At 44.9% G+C, this 20,922-nt stretch carries 21 protein-coding genes; 9 read left to right on the top strand and 12 right to left on the bottom strand.

What is annotated here, in order from left to right; genetic code table 11:
* The first annotated feature begins 25 nt into the window (after window positions 1-25).
* Window positions 26-805, top strand: a complete 780-nt coding sequence (gene znuC / locus CWO13_RS05005; RefSeq protein WP_108082621.1) for a zinc ABC transporter ATP-binding protein ZnuC — start codon at window positions 26-28, stop codon at window positions 803-805.
* The gene (gene znuB / locus CWO13_RS05000) at window positions 805-1,590 is read left to right on the top strand and encodes a zinc ABC transporter permease subunit ZnuB (protein ID WP_048660851.1); all 786 of its coding nucleotides are present in this window, start codon (window positions 805-807) and stop codon (window positions 1,588-1,590) included. Before znuC ends, znuB begins: the two co-directional genes overlap by 1 nt.
* 116 nt (window positions 1,591-1,706) lie before the next feature.
* On the opposite strand, the gene sucD is transcribed toward znuB, so the two are convergent.
* The 8 genes from sucD to sdhC all read right to left on the bottom strand — a co-directional run bounded on the left by sucD (window position 1,707) and on the right by sdhC (window position 11,322).
* Window positions 1,707-2,579, bottom strand: a complete 873-nt coding sequence (gene sucD / locus CWO13_RS04995; protein WP_004734209.1) for a succinate--CoA ligase subunit alpha — start codon at window positions 2,577-2,579, stop codon at window positions 1,707-1,709.
* Window positions 2,579-3,745, bottom strand: a complete 1,167-nt coding sequence (gene sucC / locus CWO13_RS04990) for an ADP-forming succinate--CoA ligase subunit beta (RefSeq protein WP_010436793.1) — start codon at window positions 3,743-3,745, stop codon at window positions 2,579-2,581. Before sucC ends, sucD begins: the two co-directional genes overlap by 1 nt.
* A 206-nt stretch (window positions 3,746-3,951) precedes the next feature.
* Window positions 3,952-5,160, bottom strand: coding sequence for a 2-oxoglutarate dehydrogenase complex dihydrolipoyllysine-residue succinyltransferase (odhB, locus tag CWO13_RS04985; protein ID WP_009847318.1), 1,209 nt, complete (start codon window positions 5,158-5,160; stop codon window positions 3,952-3,954).
* Between the two features lie 21 nt (window positions 5,161-5,181).
* Window positions 5,182-7,998, bottom strand: a complete 2,817-nt coding sequence (gene sucA, locus CWO13_RS04980; RefSeq protein WP_102433587.1) for a 2-oxoglutarate dehydrogenase E1 component — start codon at window positions 7,996-7,998, stop codon at window positions 5,182-5,184.
* A gap of 97 nt (window positions 7,999-8,095) precedes the next feature.
* Window positions 8,096-8,809, bottom strand: a complete 714-nt coding sequence (locus CWO13_RS04975; protein WP_010436773.1) for a succinate dehydrogenase iron-sulfur subunit — start codon at window positions 8,807-8,809, stop codon at window positions 8,096-8,098.
* A 12-nt stretch (window positions 8,810-8,821) separates the two neighbouring features.
* Complete coding sequence (gene sdhA / locus CWO13_RS04970) at window positions 8,822-10,588, bottom strand: succinate dehydrogenase flavoprotein subunit (protein ID WP_048606450.1); 1,767 nt, start codon at window positions 10,586-10,588, stop codon at window positions 8,822-8,824.
* Window positions 10,589-10,936, bottom strand: coding sequence for a succinate dehydrogenase, hydrophobic membrane anchor protein (gene sdhD, locus CWO13_RS04965; RefSeq protein ID WP_010436768.1), 348 nt, complete (start codon window positions 10,934-10,936; stop codon window positions 10,589-10,591).
* A complete protein-coding gene (gene sdhC, locus CWO13_RS04960) occupies window positions 10,930-11,322 on the bottom strand; it encodes a succinate dehydrogenase cytochrome b556 subunit (RefSeq protein ID WP_019820486.1) in 393 nt (130 codons plus the stop codon). The genes sdhD and sdhC overlap by 7 nt, the downstream gene beginning before the upstream one ends.
* Before the next feature lie 417 nt (window positions 11,323-11,739).
* On the opposite strand from sdhC, the gene CWO13_RS04955 reads away from it, so the two are divergent.
* Window positions 11,740-13,029 carry a citrate synthase gene (locus CWO13_RS04955; RefSeq protein ID WP_019820487.1) on the top strand — a complete coding sequence of 430 codons (1,290 nt, stop codon included), beginning with the start codon at window positions 11,740-11,742 and terminating at the stop codon, window positions 13,027-13,029.
* A 103-nt stretch (window positions 13,030-13,132) separates the two neighbouring features.
* On the opposite strand, the gene CWO13_RS04950 is transcribed toward CWO13_RS04955, so the two are convergent.
* Window positions 13,133-13,891 (bottom strand): Nif3-like dinuclear metal center hexameric protein, encoded by a 759-nt coding sequence (locus CWO13_RS04950; protein WP_019820488.1) that lies wholly within the window; start codon window positions 13,889-13,891, stop codon window positions 13,133-13,135.
* 90 nt (window positions 13,892-13,981) lie between these two features.
* Here CWO13_RS04950 and CWO13_RS04945 point away from each other — a divergent pair, with 90 nt between their 5' ends.
* Window positions 13,982-14,740 carry a DUF1853 family protein gene (locus tag CWO13_RS04945; RefSeq protein ID WP_102433586.1) on the top strand — a complete coding sequence of 253 codons (759 nt, stop codon included), beginning with the start codon at window positions 13,982-13,984 and terminating at the stop codon, window positions 14,738-14,740.
* A gap of 126 nt (window positions 14,741-14,866) precedes the next feature.
* On the opposite strand, the gene pgm is transcribed toward CWO13_RS04945, so the two are convergent.
* Window positions 14,867-16,513 (bottom strand): phosphoglucomutase (alpha-D-glucose-1,6-bisphosphate-dependent), encoded by a 1,647-nt coding sequence (gene pgm, locus CWO13_RS04940; RefSeq protein ID WP_019820492.1) that lies wholly within the window; start codon window positions 16,511-16,513, stop codon window positions 14,867-14,869.
* 92 nt (window positions 16,514-16,605) lie between these two features.
* Window positions 16,606-17,145 (bottom strand): replication initiation negative regulator SeqA, encoded by a 540-nt coding sequence (gene seqA, locus CWO13_RS04935; RefSeq protein ID WP_019820493.1) that lies wholly within the window; start codon window positions 17,143-17,145, stop codon window positions 16,606-16,608.
* 93 nt (window positions 17,146-17,238) lie between these two features.
* Here seqA and CWO13_RS04930 point away from each other — a divergent pair, with 93 nt between their 5' ends.
* The 3 genes from CWO13_RS04930 to fldA all read left to right on the top strand — a co-directional run bounded on the left by CWO13_RS04930 (window position 17,239) and on the right by fldA (window position 18,919).
* Window positions 17,239-18,000 carry an alpha/beta fold hydrolase gene (locus CWO13_RS04930; RefSeq protein ID WP_048660854.1) on the top strand — a complete coding sequence of 254 codons (762 nt, stop codon included), beginning with the start codon at window positions 17,239-17,241 and terminating at the stop codon, window positions 17,998-18,000.
* A gap of 108 nt (window positions 18,001-18,108) precedes the next feature.
* On the top strand, window positions 18,109-18,327 hold the full coding sequence (locus CWO13_RS04925) for a DUF2788 domain-containing protein (protein ID WP_004737900.1): 219 nt from the start codon (window positions 18,109-18,111) through the stop codon (window positions 18,325-18,327).
* 58 nt (window positions 18,328-18,385) lie between these two features.
* Complete coding sequence (gene fldA / locus CWO13_RS04920; protein ID WP_010436745.1) at window positions 18,386-18,919, top strand: flavodoxin FldA; 534 nt, start codon at window positions 18,386-18,388, stop codon at window positions 18,917-18,919.
* A gap of 96 nt (window positions 18,920-19,015) precedes the next feature.
* On the opposite strand, the gene CWO13_RS04915 is transcribed toward fldA, so the two are convergent.
* Entirely contained in the window at window positions 19,016-19,522 is a 507-nt protein-coding gene (locus CWO13_RS04915; protein ID WP_019820496.1) for a DUF4442 domain-containing protein, read from the bottom strand.
* Window positions 19,523-19,729: 207 nt separating this feature from the next.
* On the opposite strand from CWO13_RS04915, the gene fcrX reads away from it, so the two are divergent.
* Both fcrX and CWO13_RS04905 read left to right on the top strand, forming a co-directional pair.
* Window positions 19,730-20,179: a ferric iron uptake transcriptional regulator FcrX gene (gene fcrX / locus CWO13_RS04910; protein ID WP_048606469.1), complete on the top strand. Its 450-nt coding sequence runs from the start codon at window positions 19,730-19,732 to the stop codon at window positions 20,177-20,179.
* 54 nt (window positions 20,180-20,233) lie between these two features.
* Complete coding sequence (locus CWO13_RS04905; protein WP_102432779.1) at window positions 20,234-20,851, top strand: prepilin-type N-terminal cleavage/methylation domain-containing protein; 618 nt, start codon at window positions 20,234-20,236, stop codon at window positions 20,849-20,851.
* Window positions 20,852-20,922: the final 71 nt, after the last annotated feature.

Below are 20,922 nucleotides of genomic sequence, written 5' to 3'. Positions count from 1 at the left end.
AGTGAATTGCAAATGAGTTCTATTCATGGATAACTTAATCCAACTAGATTCTGTGAGCGTCGAATTTGACGGTCGAAAAGTTCTAGACAACATCTCTCTAAATTTAGAGCGCGGCAGAATCACCACCCTGATTGGGCCAAACGGTGCAGGAAAGTCGACATTAGTAAAAGTGGTACTGGGTTTACAGACCAAATTTTCAGGCACAATAACAAAAGCCAAAAAACTGAAAATTGGCTATGTACCACAAAAATTAAAGCTCAATGACTCACTACCGCTCAACGTAGAGCATTTTCTAAAGCTCACTGGCAAGTTCAGTCAGCAAGAAATCCTTGAAGCATTGAAGCTCGTTGGTGCTGAACATCTGCAAAAGAGCAACATGCACCAGTTATCAGGCGGTGAAAACCAACGTGTGCTCATTGCTCGTTCATTACTAAGAAGACCAGACCTACTGGTTCTTGATGAACCGGCTCAAGGAGTCGACGTTCAAGGGCAAATTGACCTGTATGACTTGATTGACACCATTCGTCACCGCTTTGGTTGTGCCGTATTTATGGTTTCGCACGACCTGCATTTAGTGATGGCAAAAACAGACGATGTTATCTGTTTGCACCACCACATTTGCTGTTCAGGTGCACCTGCAGACATCAAACACCATCCTTCGTATATTGCGCTCTTTGGCACCGCGACCCAAGAGACGCTAGCGTTTTATCACCACCAACACGAACATCACCATCATGATCTTGCAGGCCAACCAGTAACGGGCGGTGCACATGAATGTTCAAACCATAAACACGGACACCACTAATGCTTGAGTTTCTTCTTCCCTCTATTTTAGCGGGTTTGGGTATTGCACTGATTGCAGGCCCACTAGGTTCATTCGTGGTTTGGCGCAAGATGGCTTACTTTGGTGACACGCTTGCTCACGCTTCTTTGATGGGATTAGCACTTGGCTTCCTGTTCAACATTAACTTGTACTTCGCGCTGCTGATCTGTTGTTTGATGCTGGCTGTGTTGCTCGTAACATTGCAAAAACAAAAACTGGTCGCGACCGATACCCTACTCGGTATTTTGGCGCACAGTGCGCTCTCTTTAGGCCTTGTAGCGGTAAGCTTCTTAGACAACGTTCGAGTTGACCTAATGAGTTACTTATTTGGCGACTTGCTTGCGGTATCGCCGACTGATTTAGTGTTTATCTATGCGGGTGCAGCCGTGATTGGATTGGTACTTGCTATCTTTTGGCGCCCACTACTATCCACAACGGTTAACGAAGACCTAGCGGCGGTTGATGGCATCAACATTGATTTAATGCGTCTGATTTTGATGTTGCTTGTTGGTATCGTGATTGCTGTCGGTATGAAGTTTGTTGGTGCGTTAATCATGACATCGCTGCTGATCATCCCTGCGGCTACAGCAAGGAAATTCGCGAATACACCCGAGCAAATGGCCTTCATCGCATCGATTATTGGCTCTATCGCAGTGTTCGGAGGACTAAGCTTGTCTTGGTTCTATGATACGCCTGCAGGCCCGTCTGTTGTTATTAGTGCTGCAGCAATGTTTATGTTATCTCAAATGATTAGAAGTCGCGCTTAAGCGTACGATTTTCGTATCTCGTAAGATTGAAAACAGACAAAAAAGGCTTGGTCAGTGACCAAGCCTTTTTAATATCGTTCAGTTAACTTCTATCTCAATCGATAAAAGCCAGCTGATTACCAACCCGTGATTTCACGTAGGCCTTTACCGATGTCAGCAAGAGACTTAACAGTCTTAACGCCTGCTGCTTCTAGTGCTGCGAATTTATCTTCAGCAGTACCTTTACCGCCAGAGATGATTGCGCCAGCGTGGCCCATACGTTTACCCGGAGGAGCAGTAACACCAGCGATGTAAGATACAACTGGCTTAGTTACGTTTGCTTTGATGAACTCAGCCGCTTCTTCTTCCGCAGTACCACCGATCTCACCAATCATTACGATTGCTTCAGTCTCTGGGTCTTCTTGGAAAAGTTTTAGGATATCAATGAAGTTTGAACCTGGGATAGGGTCACCACCGATACCAACACATGTAGACTGACCAAAGCCTTCATCTGTTGTTTGCTTAACTGCTTCGTACGTAAGAGTACCTGAACGAGATACGATACCTACTTTACCCTTCTTGTGGATGTGACCAGGCATGATACCAATCTTACACTCGTCTGGAGTGATAAGACCTGGGCAGTTAGGACCGATCATGCGAACGCCAGTTTCTTCTAGCTTCACTTTAACGTCGATCATATCTGTTGTAGGGATACCTTCAGTGATCGTTACGATCAGTTCGATACCTGCATCAATTGCTTCTAGGATTGCATCTTTACAGAAAGGAGCTGGTACATAGATAACTGTTGCTGTTGCGCCAGTTACTTCTACTGCTTCGCGTACTGTGTTGAATACTGGAAGGCCTAGGTGAGTTTGACCACCTTTACCAGGTGAAACACCACCAACCATTTGCGTGCCGTATGCGATAGCTTGGTCTGAGTGGAATGTACCTTGACCGCCAGTGAAACCCTGACAGATTACTTTAGTGTCTTTGTTAATTAATACAGACATTATTTAGCCTCCGCAGCAGCAACAACTTTCTGAGCAGCATCTGTTAGAGATTCAGCTGCAATGATATCAACATCAGAATTAGCAAGTACTTCGCGACCTAGGTCTGCGTTTGTACCTTCTAGACGAACAACTACAGGAACTGTTACGCCGACTTCTTTAACCGCACCGATAATACCTTCAGCGATCATGTCACAACGAACGATGCCACCGAAGATGTTAACTAGTACTGCTTTAACATTGTCATCAGAAAGGATGATCTTGAATGCTTCAGCTACACGCTCTTTCGTCGCGCCGCCGCCTACATCAAGGAAGTTTGCTGGCTTGCCGCCGTGTAGGTTTACGATATCCATCGTACCCATTGCAAGGCCTGCACCGTTAACCATACAGCCAACGTTGCCATCTAGTGCTACGTAGTTCAGTTCCCACTGTGCTGCGTGTGCTTCGCGCTCATCTTCTTGAGATGGATCGTGCATTTCACGAAGTTTTGGCTGACGGTACATTGCGTTTGAGTCAATGTTGATCTTGCCGTCAAGACAAAGCAGGTTGCCTTCGCCAGTAATTACAAGCGGGTTGATTTCTAGTAGAGCTAGGTCGTACTGAGAGAACATTTGGCCAAGACCCATGAAGATCTTAACGAACTGTTTGATTTGATCGCCAACTAGACCAAGTTTGAACGCAAGTTCACGGCCTTGGTAAGCTTGAGGGCCCACTAGAGGATCGATCGCTGATTGGTGAATCAACTCTGGAGTTTCTTCAGCGATTTTCTCAATGTCCACACCGCCTTCAGTTGACGCCATGAATACAATTTTGCGCGTTGCACGGTCAACAACAGCACCTAGGTAAAGCTCGTTAGCAATGTTCGATGCTTCTTCAACTAGGATCTTTGTTACAGGCTGACCATTAGCGTCTGTTTGGTACGTTACTAGGTTTTTGCCTAGCCACTTTTGTGCAAACTCTTTAACGCCTTCTTTTGTGTCATGCAGCTCTACGCCGCCCGCTTTACCGCGACCACCAGCGTGTACTTGACACTTAACGACTTTCTTGGCTGTACTGATACGACCTGCAGCTTCGAAAGCTTCTTGTGCAGTATCACATGCGAAACCTTCTGGTACAGGCAAACCGAATTCTGCAAACAGCTGTTTGGCTTGGTATTCATGCAAATTCATTTTGATATTCCGTTTATTTTCCCTTAAGGGATTATTATTTCCATAACGACACAGTTTCCTGTGTTACGTCTGTAGGGTCTTCTCAAATCAACTGCTGTCCATTTTCTAATGGCTTTACAGTTCAATTGAAGGCCAGACGTTGAGCAGCCTAGCCTTTGAAACTTTTTACGTCTAGCTAACGGGGTTAACTAGACGTTTTAGCGATACTAAACGTCTAGCAGCAGACGTGCAGGATCTTCTAGAAGCTCTTTGATGGTCACTAGGAAACCAACTGATTCACGGCCATCGATTAGACGGTGGTCGTAAGAAAGCGCTAGGTACATCATTGGTAGAATCTCTACCTTGCCATCAACAGCCATTGGACGGTCTTGGATTTTGTGCATACCCAAAATTGCCGCTTGAGGCGGGTTGATGATTGGCGTAGACATTAGAGAACCAAATACACCACCGTTTGTGATAGTGAAGTTACCGCCCATCAGCTCATCAACAGTTAGCTTGCCGTCACGGCCTTTGATTGCTAGCTCTTTGATGCCTTTTTCGATGTCAGCGAAACCTAGTGTGTCACAGTCTTTCAGTACTGGAGTTACTAGACCACGTGGCGTTGATACTGCCATGCTGATGTCGAAGTAGTTGTGGTAAACGATATCTGTACCGTCGATAGAAGCGTTCACTTCTGGGAAACGTTTTAGCGCTTCTGTTACTGCTTTCACATAGAAAGACATGAAGCCCAGACGCGTGTCGTGACGCTTCTCGAATTGGTCTTTGTACTGCTTACGAAGGTCCATGATTGGCTTCATGTTCACTTCGTTGAAAGTAGTCAGCATTGCTGTACTGTTCTTCGCTTCTAGAAGACGGTTTGCAACTGTCTTACGTAGGCGAGTCATAGGTACGCGTTTTTGGCTACGAGCTGCTGCTGGCGCTTCAACTGCTGGTGCAGATGCTGCTGCCGGAGCCGCTTTCGCTGCTGCTAGATGTGCGTCGATGTCTTCACGAGTAATACGACCACCAACACCAGTGCCTTTAACGTCAGCTGGTTGTAGGTTGTGCTCTGCAAGCAAGCGACGAACAGCTGGGCTTAGTGCGTCGTTGCTCTCTTCTGTAAGAGCCGCTTTGTGGCGCTTATCAGGAGAAGCTTCTGTATCTTCCGTTGTATCTTTCGTTGGTTCACCAGCGACAGCACCCGGCTTGATTTTAGCCAGAAGCTGTTTAGAAAGTACCGTAGCACCTTCTTCTTCGATGATAGCTTCCAGAACACCCGCTTCAGGAGCTGGTACTTCTAGAACTACTTTATCTGTTTCGATATCTACAATGACTTCATCACGTGCAACCGCTTCGCCCGGTTTTTTGTGCCAAGTAGCAACTGTTGCATCAGCCACAGATTCAGGTAAATCTGGAACCAGAATTTCAATTGTCATGTGCGTATTTTCCTTTTACTTCTAGTTCTTAAGTAGGGTCAAAGCGTCGTCAACTAACGCTTTTTGTTGTTTCAAGTGTACCGACATATAGCCAACAGCTGGTGATGCTGATGCAGGGCGACCTGCGTATTGAATATCAGCACCCACTGGGATAGCAGCTCGGAAATTATGTTGGCTACTGTACCAAGCACCTTGGTTTTGTGGCTCTTCTTGACACCAAACGTAATCGACTACATTTGTGTACTGTGCGATGGCAGCTCTCACGTCCTCGTAAGGGAACGGGTAAAGTTGCTCGATACGCACAATAGCGACATCGTCTTGCTCGTTCTTACGTCGTTGGTCAAGCAGGTCAAAGTAAACCTTACCTGAACAGAACACGACGCGTTTTACGTTCTCAGGCACCAGATCATCAATTTCTGCGATAGCTGGTTGGAACGTGCCTTCTGCCAAATCTTCAAGAGAAGAAGTACACAGAGGGTGACGAAGCAATGACTTAGGTGACATTACAATCAGTGGACGACGCATTGGTCGAACAACCTGACGGCGAATCATGTGGTAAACCTGCGCCGGTGTTGAAGGAACAACAACCTGCATGTTTTGTTCAGCACATAACTGAAGGTAACGCTCAAGACGTGCAGAAGAGTGCTCTGGGCCTTGACCTTCATAACCGTGAGGAAGCAGCATAGTTAGACCACATAAACGTGCCCACTTTTGCTCACCTGATGAAATGAATTGGTCGATAACAACTTGTGCACCGTTTGCGAAGTCACCAAATTGTGCTTCCCAAAGGGTTAGACCGCTTGGTTCTGCTGTTGCATAACCATACTCAAATGCGAGTACCGCTTCTTCAGATAACACAGAGTCAAACACTTGGAATGGCCCTTGTTTATCATGAATGTTCGCAAGAGGAACATACGTGCTTGCATCTGATTGATTGTGCAGTACTGAGTGACGGTGGAAGAACGTACCACGACCTGAATCTTGGCCAGAGATACGAATACGCTTACCGTCGTCAACAAGTGTTGCGTAAGCCAGAGTTTCAGCCATACCCCAATCGACTTGTTTCTCACCATTCACCATGGCAGTACGATCGTTGTACAGTTTATTGACTCGGCTTTGCAGCTTGTGGCTGTCTGGGTATTGGCAAAGTTTAGTACCAAGCTCTTTTAGGCGCTCGATATCAATCTTGTTATCCCATTCGATGTTCCAGTCGTGACCTAAGTAAGGAGACCAGTCTACTGAGTGAAGTGCCATAGGGCGCCACTCTTTAACCACAACTTCACCGTGATCAAGTGCATCACGATATTCGTTAACGAGTTGAGTTGCCGTATCAATACCAAACTCACCGCGCTCCATTAGCACATCAGCATAAAGCTTACGTGGTGTTGGATGCTTCTTAATTTTTTGGTACATCAAAGGCTGTGTTGCATTCGGCTCATCGGCTTCGTTGTGACCGTGGCGACGGTAACAAACCAAATCAATAACAACATCACGCTTAAACGTATTACGGTAATCCAATGCCAAACGAGCGACGAAAGCGACCGCTTCTGGGTCATCAGAGTTAACGTGGAAAATCGGAGCCTGAACCATCTTCGCGATATCAGTACAGTACATCGTAGAACGAGTATCGCGTGGGTTAGACGTTGTAAAACCAACTTGGTTATTTACAACGATACGAACCGTACCACCCACACAGAAACCACGCGCTTGAGACATGTTAAACGTCTCTTGTACTACACCCTGACCAGCGATAGCTGAGTCACCGTGGATAGTAATTGGAAGTACACGGCTACCGTCATTATCACCAAGGCGATCTTGACGCGCGCGTACTGAACCGATAACTACCGGGTTTACGATTTCTAAGTGAGATGGGTTAAATGCAAGTGCTAAGTGAACGTTGCCGCCTGGCGTTGCGAAGTCCGCAGAGAAACCTTGGTGGTATTTCACGTCACCAGTACCCCACGTGTCATCGTGCTTGCCCGCAAACTCGTCAAACAGGTCTTGTGGCTTTTTACCAAGCACGTTGACCAACATGTTTAGACGACCACGGTGAGCCATACCAACAACAACTTCGCGCATGCCTTGTCCGCCAGCATGACGAATAATTTCTTTCGTCATTGGGATAAGCGCATCACCACCTTCCAACGAGAAGCGTTTTGCGCCTGGGAATTTCGCACCAAGATAGCGCTCAAGACCTTCAGCAGCAGTTAGCTCTTCTAGGAAAGCTTGTTTTTCTTCTTTGTTGAAAGAGGGTTGACCAGATACAGACTCTAAACGTTGTTGGATCCAACGCTTTTGCTCTGTATTTGTCATGTGCATGTATTCTGCACCAATAGAGCCACAATAAGTTTGCTTTAGAGATTTGTAGAGATCTTTAAGCACCATCGTCTCTTGGCCAATGGCGTAAGAGCCGACGTTAAACGTCTCATTGAGGTCATCTTCGGTAAGAGTGTGGAAAGAAGGGTCCAGTTCATCAACTGTCGCTCTTTTCCATAAACCTAGGGGGTCTAGATTTGCTGCTTGATGCCCTCGGAATCGATAGGCATTAATAAGTTGCAGAACCTTTACTTGTTTCGCATCGACATCTGGATCACTAACTTGGACACTGTAATGCTTTGTTTCTTGAGCGAGTCGACGGAAGTATTCACGAACACGAGAGTGTGGTTGTTCCACTGTCTCTGAAGCTTGCACAGGCAGTTCTTCAAAAACACTTCTCCATTCGTCACTTACCGAATCTGGGTCACTTAGATACAGTTCATAGAGTTCTTCTACGTACGTTGCATTGGCGCCAGCCAAGTGTGAAGACTCGAGCCATGCCTTCATCACGCCGTTGTGCATATTTTCCCTTAACCAGTAGTTTTCACGTTTGCTGCGGTCTATGCCGAGCTATTAAAAGGCCGCCCCAAAACTTCTAGGGCGGCAATTTTTATATAACTTAAACCGAACGATTCACTAGCATGGTCTTGATGTGACCAATCGCTTTCGTCGGATTTAATCCCTTAGGACAAACACTTACACAATTCATGATGCCATGGCAACGAAAAACGCTAAATGCATCATCAAGATCGGACAAACGTTCGTCTGTCGCTGTATCTCGGCTATCAATTAGCCAACGGTACGCTGCAAGCAGGCCTGCTGGTCCGATGAATTTGTCAGGGTTCCACCAGAACGATGGGCATGACGTTGTACAACATGCACACATGATACATTCGTACAATCCATCTAAATGAGCACGCTCATCAGGGCTTTGTAAGTTTTCGCGAGCCGGTGGCACATTGCCATCAGACACTAAGAATGGCTTCACTTTTTCGTAGTTATCGTAGAACTGAGTCATGTCTACAATTAGGTCACGAACAACGGGTAAGCCAGGCAGTGGGCGAATCACAATCTTGTCTTGGCCAGAAAGCGCAGACAATGGCGTGATACACGCTAGGCCATTTTTACCGTTCATGTTCAAACCATCAGAGCCACATACGCCTTCACGGCATGAGCGACGGAATGAGATTGTTGGATCTTGCTCTTTCAACAGAATAAGCGCATCCAAAAGCATCATGTCTGAACCTTCATCCACTTCTAGAGTGTATTCCTTCATATAAGGCTTCTGGTCGACATCTGGATTGTAACGATATAAAGAGAAATTCAGTTTCATGGTCATATCTCCTTAGTACGTACGTGCTTTTGGTGGGAACGCTTCACGATGGATAGGTTCCATGTTTACACCACGCTTAGTCATGCTCTCTGACTCTGGGTTGTAAAGTGAGTGGCATAGCCATTGCTCATCATCACGGTCAGGGAAATCGAATCGAGCGTGTGCGCCACGGCTCTCTGTACGGAAGTTTGCAGCAACAGCCGTTGCGAATGCCGTTTCCATCAAGTTTTCAAGCTCTAGACACTCGATACGTTGAGTGTTGAACTCTGTCGACTTGTCAGATAGGTGTGCATTCTTCAGACGTTCGCGAATCGCTTTAAGCTCTTCTAGGCCTTCAGCCATTGCTTTACCTTCACGGAATACCGAGAAGTTGTTCTGCATACATTGCTGAAGATCTTTACGAATTTGCGCTGGATCTTCACCGTCTGTGCTGTTTTCCCAACGGTTGTAACGCTCTAGTGAACGTTCAATGTCAGCTTCAGTTGCAGGCTTAGCTTCGTCTTGCTTCTTCAGTGTCTCACCTAGGTGTAGACCTGTCGCACGACCAAATACCACTAAATCAAGCAGTGAGTTACCACCTAGACGGTTAGCACCGTGTACAGAAACTGATGCAATTTCACCACAAGCAAATAGGCCTTGGATTTCAACATCGCTTCCGTCTTCAGTTTGCTTAATAGCTTGACCAGAAACTTGTGTTGGAACACCACCCATCATGTAGTGACATGTTGGGATTACTGGGATTGGCTCTTTCACTGGATCAACGTGAGCAAAGGTACGAGAAAGTTCACATACACCAGGAAGACGAGATTCAAGCGTCTCTTTACCTAGGTGATCAAGTTTCAGCTTGATGTGTGGACCCCAAGGGCCATCGCAGCCGCGACCTTCACGGATTTCAACCATCATTGAACGAGCAACAACATCACGACCCGCTAAGTCTTTAGCGTTTGGTGCGTAACGTTCCATGAAACGTTCGCCGTCTTTATTGAGAAGGTAACCACCTTCACCACGACAACCTTCCGTTACCAATACACCAGCGCCAGCAATACCCGTTGGGTGGAACTGCCACATTTCGATGTCTTGCATTGGAACGCCAGCACGAATCGCCATACCAACACCGTCACCAGTGTTGATGTGTGCGTTAGTTGTCGAAGCGTAGATACGACCAGCACCACCAGTAGCAAGGATTGTTGCCTTCGCTTTGAAGTAGCAAACTTCGCCAGTTTCCATACAAAGCGCGGTTGTACCTAAGATTGCACCATCTTCGTTCTTCACAAGATCCAGTGCATACCACTCAGAGAAAACCGTCGTTTTGTGTTTAATGTTTTGTTGGTAAAGCGTATGAAGCAGTGCGTGACCAGTACGGTCGGCTGCAGCTGCGGTACGAGCCGCTTGCTCACCACCAAAGTTTTTAGATTGACCACCGAAAGGACGTTGGTAAATAGTACCGTTCTCAAAACGTGAGAAAGGTAGGCCCATTTTTTCAAGTTCGATTACCGACTCAGGACCGTTTTTACACATGTACTCGATAGCGTCTTGGTCACCGATGTAATCAGAACCTTTTACTGTGTCATACATGTGTTGTTCCCAATGGTCTTCGTGCGCGTTACCAAGAGCAACAGTGATGCCGCCTTGCGCAGAAACCGTATGAGAACGAGTAGGGAAAACTTTAGAAAGCAATGCACAAGATAGGCCTTGCTCAGAAATTTGCAGTGCGGCACGCATACCTGCACCACCAGCGCCGATAACTACGGCATCAAACTCACGAACAGGAATAGTCACTTACGCACCCCACAAAATAAACAGACCAGAGAAGAAATATCCAAGAAGAACTGCAACAACACCAACTTGAAGACCAACACGCAGTTTTGCGCATTTGATGTAGTCAGTTAGTACTTGCCATAGGCCGATCCACGCGTGAACCAAAACAGAAGTAAGCGCTAACATGGTGAAGACTTTAGTGAATGTTCCACCAAAGAATTGCGTCCAAGATGCGTAAGAGATATCACCAGAGAAAGCACAGAAGCTTACTAGGTAGATAGTGTAAAGAGTCATAATGATGGCAGTTGCACGAATCAGTAGATAATCATGAACACCATTACGACCAAAAGTAGAAACGTTGTTTACCATACTAAGATCCCCGCTAGTAGAGACAATACCGCTGTTGCTGCGAATGCAACCTTAGCGCTCTTAGCGCCAGATTCCAGCTCTTCAAAGTGACCTAGGTCCATAAGAAGGTGACGAATACCACCAGCAATGTGGTAAGCCAAAGCGGTTAAAATGCCCCACAGAATAAACTTCACGAAGAAACCATCGACAATGTCGCTAGCTTCCATAAAGCCTACTGGGGATGAGAGGGAAATGGATAGTAACCAAAGCAAAATTCCAATCGCGACAAAAGTTATCACCCCAGACACACGGTGTAGGATGGAAGCTATTGCTGTGATTGGAAAGTGGATGGTCTGTAAATCTAAATTAACAGGTCTTGTCTTTCTTTCTTTCACGGGCTTGCTCACTCAGCTCCATTGAGCATTATGGTCATTAAATAACCTTATGATATTGTTATGGACAAAATTTGATTGCTAACCTTCAAAATTTAACATTAACTTAACAAATAACTGAAGTTGAGCCTTAGATAATTGTAAAATAATTGTTAACTGCTCGATTAAGAAAGACACCTCACATTTCTTCTTAGCCTTGCATTTATAAGGTTTTAACCAAACTTTTCAGCGCCACTATACGGCTGGCAACATTCTAATACAATTGATGTAACAAATAATGCTACACAGACCAGATTTTTAACGAATTTAATGTAAAAAACACTAACAAGTGCACACAAAGCTGCAGAAAAATTGACTTTCCCACGTAAGACCAGTAAAAAAATGGCACATAAACATCCTGGACGGATTAAATAATAAACAAAGGAGATTGTTATGGCGGATAAGAAAGCTACCCTTCACATTGAAGGTCAAGCGCCAATCGAGCTGCCGATTACAGAAGGTGTACTTGGTACTCCAGTGATCGATGTTCGTACACTAGGTTCTAATGGTTTTTTCACTTTTGACCCTGGTTTTCTTGCCACTGCATCCTGTGAGTCTCAAATCACTTTTATTGACGGTGGAAAAGGTATTCTTTTACATCGTGGTTACCCAATTGACCAACTTGCCAATAACGCTGATTACTTAGAAGTATGTTACATACTTCTTTACGGTGAAGCCCCATCTCGAGCTGAGTACGAAAAGTTCAAGACTACCGTGACACGTCACACTATGGTGCATGAGCAAATTGCTAGTTTCTTCCACGGCTTCCGCCGTGACGCTCACCCTATGGCTGTAATGTGTGGTGTTGTAGGTGCTCTAGCGGCGTTCTACCACGACTCACTTGATGTAAACAACGATACACACCGTGAAATTGCGGCATACCGCCTGATTTCAAAAATGCCGACACTGGCAGCAATGTGTTACAAATATTCAATCGGTCAGCCGTTTATCTACCCACGTAACGATCTTGGCTACGCAGAAAACTTCTTACACATGATGTTTGCAAACCCATGTGAAGAGTATGAAGTGAACCCTATCGTCGCTCGTGCAATGGATAAAATCTTTACTCTACACGCTGATCACGAACAGAATGCTTCTACGTCTACAGTACGTCTTGCTGGTTCATCTGGTGCTAACCCGTTTGCATGTATCGCTGCAGGTATCGCATCACTTTGGGGCCCAGCTCACGGCGGTGCAAACGAAGCTTGTCTGCGTATGCTTGAAGAGATCGGTAGCGTAGATAACATTGAAGAATACGTTGCGAAAGCAAAAGACAAAGATGACCCATTCCGTTTGATGGGCTTCGGTCACCGTGTTTACAAGAACTACGATCCACGTGCAACAGTAATGCGCGAAGCGTGTCACGAAGTACTTAAAGAGCTAAACATCCAAGATCCACTACTAGACGTAGCAATGGAACTTGAGCGTATCGCTCTATCTGATGAGTACTTTGTTTCTAAGAAGCTATACCCGAACGTAGATTTCTATTCAGGTATCATTCTGAAAGCAATCGGCATTCCAGTGTCTATGTTCACAGTAATCTTCGCGATGTCTCGTACTATCGGTTGGATTGCACACTGGAACGAGATGCACAGCGATCCGACGAACCGTATCGGTCGCCCTCGTCAGCTATATACTGGTGAAGAACAACGTGACTTTAAAGCACTTTACGAACGTGAATAGTCGCTATAAAGCATAATGTTAAAAGGGGTTGATGTAAGAACATCAACCCCTTTTCTTTTCTACGGGATACAATCGACTCGTATCCCTCATCTCGCATCTGTTCTTAAACCGGATTATCGATATCGATAAACTCAACATCCAATCCATGCTCTTTTGCTAACCACTCGCCCAATGCTTTAACACCGTAGCGTTCTGTTGCATGGTGACCTGCGGCAAAGTAATGGATGTCTTGCTCACGAGCCGAGTAAGTTGTGCGCTCTGAAATTTCACCAGAGATAAATGCATCAATACCTTGAGAAGCCGCCAGCTCAATGTAATCTTGACCACCACCAGTACACCAACCTACCGTTTCAATCATTTTATCGGCGTTTTCAGGAGCAATATGCAGTGGTTTACGATTTAGAACATGATCAATTTTTTCTGAAAACTCAGCACCTGTCATTGGTTTTTTTAATTTACCAAACATTGCAACCGATTGTGGGTGCCCTTCCAAGCCACCTTCTACCTCAATATCAAGCAGCTCAGCGAGCTTGGCGTTGTTACCAAGTTCAGGGTGGATATCGAGAGGTAAGTGATAACCTAGAAGATTAATGTCATTCTTAATCAGAGTACGAATGCGCTTGCCCTTCATGCCACGAATCGCTTCTGACTCACCTTTCCAAAAGAAACCGTGATGAACCAACAAAGCATCGGCATTCAATTCTACCGCTTTATCAATCAGAGCTTGAGAGGCTGTTACACCAGTAACGATGCGCTTCACTTCAGATGCACCCTCGACTTGAAGACCATTCGGGCAGTAATCTTTAATCTGTTGTGGCTGCAGTTTTTCGTTAAGTAGCTTTTCTAATTGTAAGTTATTCATTTTTATTTCCAGCTTACCTTTATAATAACGTCGTTATATCAATTTACGGGTAGAATGTCGAAAGCCCCACGATGAGTTTATGAGGAAGAGATGACAGCACTGCAACGTTTTTACCAATGGGTCATCGACTCACCACCATTACTAGAAATCAAGCCACCGATTTCTGATCTCACAGCATTCTCAAACCACCAAGAGCTCGACGACGCACATACTTATGATGGTAATCCTAGATTAGGCTTTCTCTACCAACACTTATGTGAACAAGTCATCACTGCTTCGGATAATTATTCAATCAAGCACGATGAGATCCAGATTAATGTTGAGGGTAGAACACTCGGCGCAATCGACTTTATTCTCGAAAAAGCGAACGACCAAAAGTTAGAACACTGGGAAGTGGCGATTAAGTTTTATCTGCTCCACGAACAAACTTGGTTTGGCCCCAACTCTCACGATCAATTGGATAAGAAGCTCGAAAGGATGCTCAGCCACCAGCTTGGTATGTCATCTTCATCCGCTTTTATTGAGCAGTATCCAGAGATCGATGTCGACTCAAAACATCTCCTCATGCAAGGTCGTCTATACACCAACCCATTCTTAGAACAAAACGTACCTACTGAATGTTTGGGCTACGACATTAACCCGAGCCAAGTAAACGGCTTTTGGTGCTATCAAAACCAAGCTCATCTAATCACTGAAGCGCTCTACCCTCTCACCAAAGAACAATGGGCGGCAGGGACGGATGATTTCAGCAGTAAGCCTATCACCGAGTTTGGTGATCGCTTCGTCCATGGGCAAACCAAGTCCGGGCAATTCTGGTTTGTGATGCCACAAAGTTGGCCACACGGTTAGTCGTCTAAGCTAACTCACTTACCTTTTCCCGCTTATTACACGCAACCAGCACAAATAAAAAGGGCTGATGTTTTCACATCAACCCTTCTATCTATTTAGCTTTTATATCCAGTAATCAAATTTCGATTACAGACCAGCCGCTGCAAATACTTGGTTCACAATCTCTTGAGCTTCTGCTTCGATTGCTTTCAGGTGCTCTTCACCCTTAAAGCTTTCACAGTAAATCTTGTAGATGTCTTCAGTGCCTGATGGACGAGCAGCAAACCAACCGTTCTCAGTGGTCACTTTCAGGCCACCAATCGCAGCGCCATTACCTGGAGCATGCGTTAAGCGAGCAGTAATCGCATCGCCAGCAAGTGTTTCAGCAGAAACCATCTCTGGAGATAGCTTTTTAAGCACGTCTTTTTGTGCGCCATTTGCTACCGCTTGAATACGGTTGTACTTAGATTCACCGTGTTTAGCGGCAAGTTCTTCGTAGTATTCTTGTGGGTTCTTACCTGTCACAGCTGTGATCTCAGCCGCAAGTAGGCAAAGAATCAGGCCATCTTTATCTGTTGACCAAGGCGTACCGTCTTTACGTAGGAAAGAAGCACCTGCACTCTCTTCACCACCAAAACCAAACTGACCGTTATATAAGCCATCAACAAACCATTTGAAACCAACTGGCACTTCACAAAGTTCGCGACCTAGGTCAGCAACAACACGGTCAATCAAAGCGCTTGATACTAGTGTTTTACCAACAGCAACATCTTTGCCCCAACCTTCACGGTTACGGTATAGGTAATCAATACAAACTGCTAAGAAGTGGTTTGGATTCATCAAGCCTTTAGGTGTCACGATGCCGTGGCGATCGTAATCAGGGTCGTTACCAAACGCTAGAGCGTACTCGTCTTTAAGAGCCAGTAAGCCTGCCATTGCGTATGGAGAAGAACAGTCCATACGAACCACGCCATCTTTATCTAGAGACATAAATTGGAATGAAGGGTCAACCGCTTCACTTACCAGAGTAAGATCTAGATTGTACGCTTTACCAATTTGACGCCAGTAATCAATACCGCTGCCACCCAGTGGATCAACACCAATCTTGATGTTTGCTTTCTGGATCGCTTCCATATCAACGACGTTAACCAAATCAGCGACGTATGGCGCCACTAGGTCGACTTCTTTTACTAGCTCAGACTGTTTAGCCTGTGCGATAGGCGTACGCTTAACACCTTGCATTTGCTCAGCAATGATCACGTTCGCACGGTCTTCAATCGCTTGAGTCAATTCAGCTTCAGCTGGGCCACCGTGTGTCGGGTTGTATTTAATACCGCCGTCTTGAGGTGGGTTATGTGAAGGCGTGATAACAATGCCGTCGGCTTTTTTGTCATTCACTAGGTTGTGCGTAAGAATCGCGTGCGAGATACCCGGTGTTGGAGTAAAGCCGTTGTTTTCTTGAATAATAACTTCAACACCGTTCGCTACAAGCACTTCGATAACCGTAGAGAACGCAGGCTCAGATAGAGCGTGAGTATCTTTACCTAAGAAAAGAGGGCCAGTTGTACCTTGCTCGGCACGAACTTCAGCAACCGCTTGTGCAATTGCTAGAATGTGATTTTCGTTAAATGTTGATTTGTCTGCTGTACCGCGGTGACCTGAAGTACCGAAAAGTACTTTATGATCTGGGTTCGTAGCATCCGGTTGCTGTAAGAAATAGTTAGCAACTAAAGCCGGGATATTATGAAGATCTTCCTGCTGAGCTTTCTGCCCAGCACGAGGGTGCATAGCCATTTTTCGACATCCTTATATATAAAATTTAAAAACAAAAAAACCTCATAATATCTTCTTATCCATGGATATTATGAGGTTTAAATCAGATTTCGTTAAATTGAACCTGTTACTTTTTCTATCAATTCTGCTTGGAAACTCATGCGGCTCATAAGCTGCTCAACCATCTGTCTTTTTCGGCTTGTATTGTTATTAGTAATAACCCAAAAAGGACTTTGTGGAATAGCTTTAGGCTTAGTCGTGTTGCCGTTTGCTAGCAACGTCGCTTCGTTATCTGCAAAGTAAACGCGCTTACGGCCTTTTACTTGAGTTGCTTCTGAAAAGCTTAAAGGGTCGATTTTATGCAGTGTTGATAACACAAGCATGAAACGATCAATGGCTTTCTTTAGTGATGCAAACTCATCTGATATTAGTAGTGAGCGCATTTCTTTAACGCCATCGAACTTCTCTGGAGTAAAGCCTACCTCTTTGCTAACAACGATACCTTTTGGCTCAACGATCTCTTCGATCGGAGCCATGCCTTGGCTATCAACCTGTAACAAGCGGCGCAGAATATCTGAAGCGCTTTCGCCAATACGTTCTGTCTGACCCGCAATAAAACGGTATAGGTCCTCATCAACCTCAATTGTTTTCATTCGCTTTTCACAATCTCAATGTTTAAACTCTGGGGGATTATAGCGAGATCCGCGCGGATACTCTACGTCAAACCCACCATGAATAAGATAAAAATGTCAGTACAGCTCAACTATAAAATTGAAGGTGAGGGTCACACCATTGTTTTGATCCATGGATTATTCGGTAATCTGGACAACCTTGGCTTGCTCGCTAGGGATCTAAAAGCCGATCATCAAGTGCTTAGTATCGATCTACGTAACCACGGCCAATCTTTCCATAGTGACACTCATGACTACCAAGCGATGGCGCAAGATGTCTCTCAACTGTTGAAAGATCTCGAGTTAGACGACGTCACTGTGATTGGTCACTCGATGGGTGGCAAGGTTGCCATGGCACTCACCCAACACCTAGAGCTACGTAAACTGATCGTACTGGACATGGCACCGGTCGCTTACACCCAAAGTCGCCATGATAACGTATTCGCAGGCCTTCAAGCCGTGATAGAAGAAAAACCAGAATCTCGCTCTGAAGCACTTAAAGTACTCGCAAAACATATTGAAATCGACGGGGTTCGCCAGTTCTTAACGAAATCACTATTCAAGTCAGAACAAGGCATTATGGAGTGGCGCTTTAACGTCGCGTCACTACTTGCAAACTACGCTCACATCATTGGTTGGGAACCGATCGACAAAACCTCGGTCAAAACCTTGCTAATAAAAGGTGGGGATTCTGACTACCTCACGGCTGAGCACCAAACTGCAGTTCAGCAGCAATTTTCTAACGCAAAGGCGCACGTCATTGCCAATACGGGTCATTGGCTACACGCAGAAAAGCCAGCTGAAGTACTCAGAGCAATACGAAAATTCATCGCTTAAGCGCGCTTTTTCATGCCGATAAATGAGAGCTGAGTAATCACTGCAGATTAACTTTATCTCGCAACAGTGATATAGTGCGCCCAAGCAAAATTGGTATATAAGGTTCCCATGCTTTACGACTACATGAACATCATTGAATCTGTTGGTTTAGATCTCCTGTTTGCCGCGATTTTCTTTTTAATCGGTATGGCAATTAAGGACGTTCTCAAGCAGGGAAATGTTCCTCCATTTGGTCGTCGCATCGTATGGTTAGTACTTTTCCTTGGCTGTGCGGGTTTTATCGCCAAAGGGATAATCCAACTAAGCTGGGAAGGAACTGGGATCTAACGATTCTCTTCCGAACTTTATCACACCGACAACAGACAAAATGAAAGGTAATGATTCTATGGCAAGTGTAGGTCTCTTCTTTGGTAGCGATACAGGTAACACTGAAGCTGTTGCTAAGATGATTCAAAAGCAATTGAGCAAACAGCTCGTTCACGTTCAAGACATTGCAAAAAGCAGCAAAGAAGATATCGATAACTTCGATCTACTGCTGCTTGGTATCCCTACGTGGTACTACGGCGAAGCACAATGTGATTGGGATGACTTTTTCCCAGAGCTAGAAGCTATTGATTTCTCAACTAAGCTTGTTGCTATCTTTGGTTGTGGCGACCAAGAAGATTACGCAGAATACTTCTGTGATGCTATGGGTACTATCCGTGACATCGTTGAAGCGAAAGGCGGTACTATCCTAGGTCACACATCAACTGAAGGCTACGAATTCGAAGCATCGAAAGGTTTAGTTGAAGGCGATGACAGCCAATTCGTTGGTCTATGTATCGATGAAGACCGTCAACCTGAGCTAACTGATGAGCGCGTATCTAACTGGGTTAAACAAATCCACGAAGAGATGTGCCTAGCAGAGCTAGAAGACTAATTCTCTAGTGGTTGTTAATTGTTACAATTAATAACCATTATGTAGATATGAAAAAACCTCCTTATGGGAGGTTTTTTGCTATTTAAAATCTATTAATTAGCACTCAGCTTCTAATGCTTCATCATCATCTCTAAATTGCGGCTTCTTTCTTACATAGAGGGTGCGTTGAATTTCTGAGACCACATTACCCTGCTTATCTTTCACGTGAATAATAAATTCAGGAAAACACTTTTCACCGAGCTGTGTCTGACGATAGATATCGTCAAGCTGCCCTTGGCTTATCTCAAAATCTGCATACAAGTCCGATTGCCCCGGCTTGATGAAGTTAATGCTCGCTTCTTTATCCCAAACATAATATCGCTCACCTAAAATTCCCATTAACATCAATGAGTAAACGGGATCGGTAAGAGAAAAGATACTGCCGCCATATTGAGTACGATTGGCGTTCTTATTCCACCAGCGTAGCTTAAGTACCGTCTTAACAACCCTAAAGTCAGCGCTAATGTGGGCTATTCGAATACCCGCTCCCCAAAAGGGAGGCCAAATATTAAGAGCAAATTTTACAATGTTGGGTTTATATATTTTTGCGAGTTGCTTATTCATAACAACATTCCATGTTCATATCAGAAACACCGTCACCTTGACTGGTCGTACCTCCACTATAAGTGAGATACTTCCAATTTACAAAACAGATTGTGATGTCAGTAAGTAACCCTTTGAAGTTCGTGGTTTATTGTTATGCCTGACTAAACTATAATGGTATTAATATTGAATTCTGTTAATTGCTGCAGATCATCAACAGGAAAGTATATGTCAGACAATAATCAAGCGCTAAAAGATGCAGGTCTTAAAGTGACCCTTCCACGGCTCAAAATTTTAGAAGTATTACAACAGCCAGACTGCCAACATATTAGTGCTGAAGATTTATATAAGAAGCTGATCGACCTAGGTGAAGAAATCGGTCTTGCAACCGTTTATCGAGTACTTAACCAATTCGATGACGCTGGCATTGTAACTCGTCACCACTTCGAAGGCGGCAAGTCTGTATTTGAACTTTCTACACAGCACCACCACGACCACCTTGTATGTTTAGATTGTGGCGAAGTGATCGAATTCTCTGATGACATCATCGAAGAAAGACAGAAAGAGATTGCTCAGCGTTACAACGTGCAACTGACAAACCACAGTTTGTACTTGTACGGCAAAAGCATTAGCGGAGATTGCAAAGGCAATCCAGACGCCCATAAAGCGAAGAAGTAATACAGAACGCTGGCTTAGGCCGGCGTTTTTTATATAGGGCTCCATAAAGTATCCATGAAAAGAATCCCGCTAGTTAAGGCTTTTACTTTAATTGAGATGTTGGTTGTTGTGGTGATTATCGCCGTACTTGCTGTTGTTGCCCTTCCCCGTTTTCTTAACATTCAAACTGATGGCCGTATCGCTCTGTTTGATGCTTCTCAATCTCAATTTCAAACTGCGATAACGTTCGCGCATAGTAAATGGCTAGTGAATGGAGGCGGTAATTCAGAAATGAACGACCTTCCAGGCTTCGGCGAGGATGCTAACGGTAACCCACAGCTAGATATCAACGATGAGGGTTACCCTTTAGGTGTTGATAAAAATTCGCCAATGGGCGCGCCCTACAATATAGGTCAAGGCCATCAAGGTTGTGTCGCTATCTGGGACGCGATTATGAACAGCGATCTTACGGTTACAACCGATCGAGACAATTTTGATGGATTCGATTTTGTATCGCGCCGCCAAAATCTAACCTTTTTAACTAAAGAGGGCGATTCTGTTACTGCTCAAGCGCTCTGCTATTACATCTTCACAGCTGAAGGTCATCATAGAAATCCAGACAGAGCTGAATACGTATTTTGGTATAACTCCCGCACTGGTGAAATCACGAACTCTCGACCAGATGATATATAACTTGAGCGAGTAGAGTAAATTAGCAACGTCCTCTCTAGGCACATATCCGCAGACACAAAAAAACCGGCTCT

This window comes from Vibrio sp. ZF 223, from assembly GCF_003050585.1.
GTDB lineage: Bacteria > Pseudomonadota > Gammaproteobacteria > Enterobacterales > Vibrionaceae > Vibrio > Vibrio crassostreae.
This window is presented reverse-complemented; position numbering and strand designations above follow the sequence as displayed.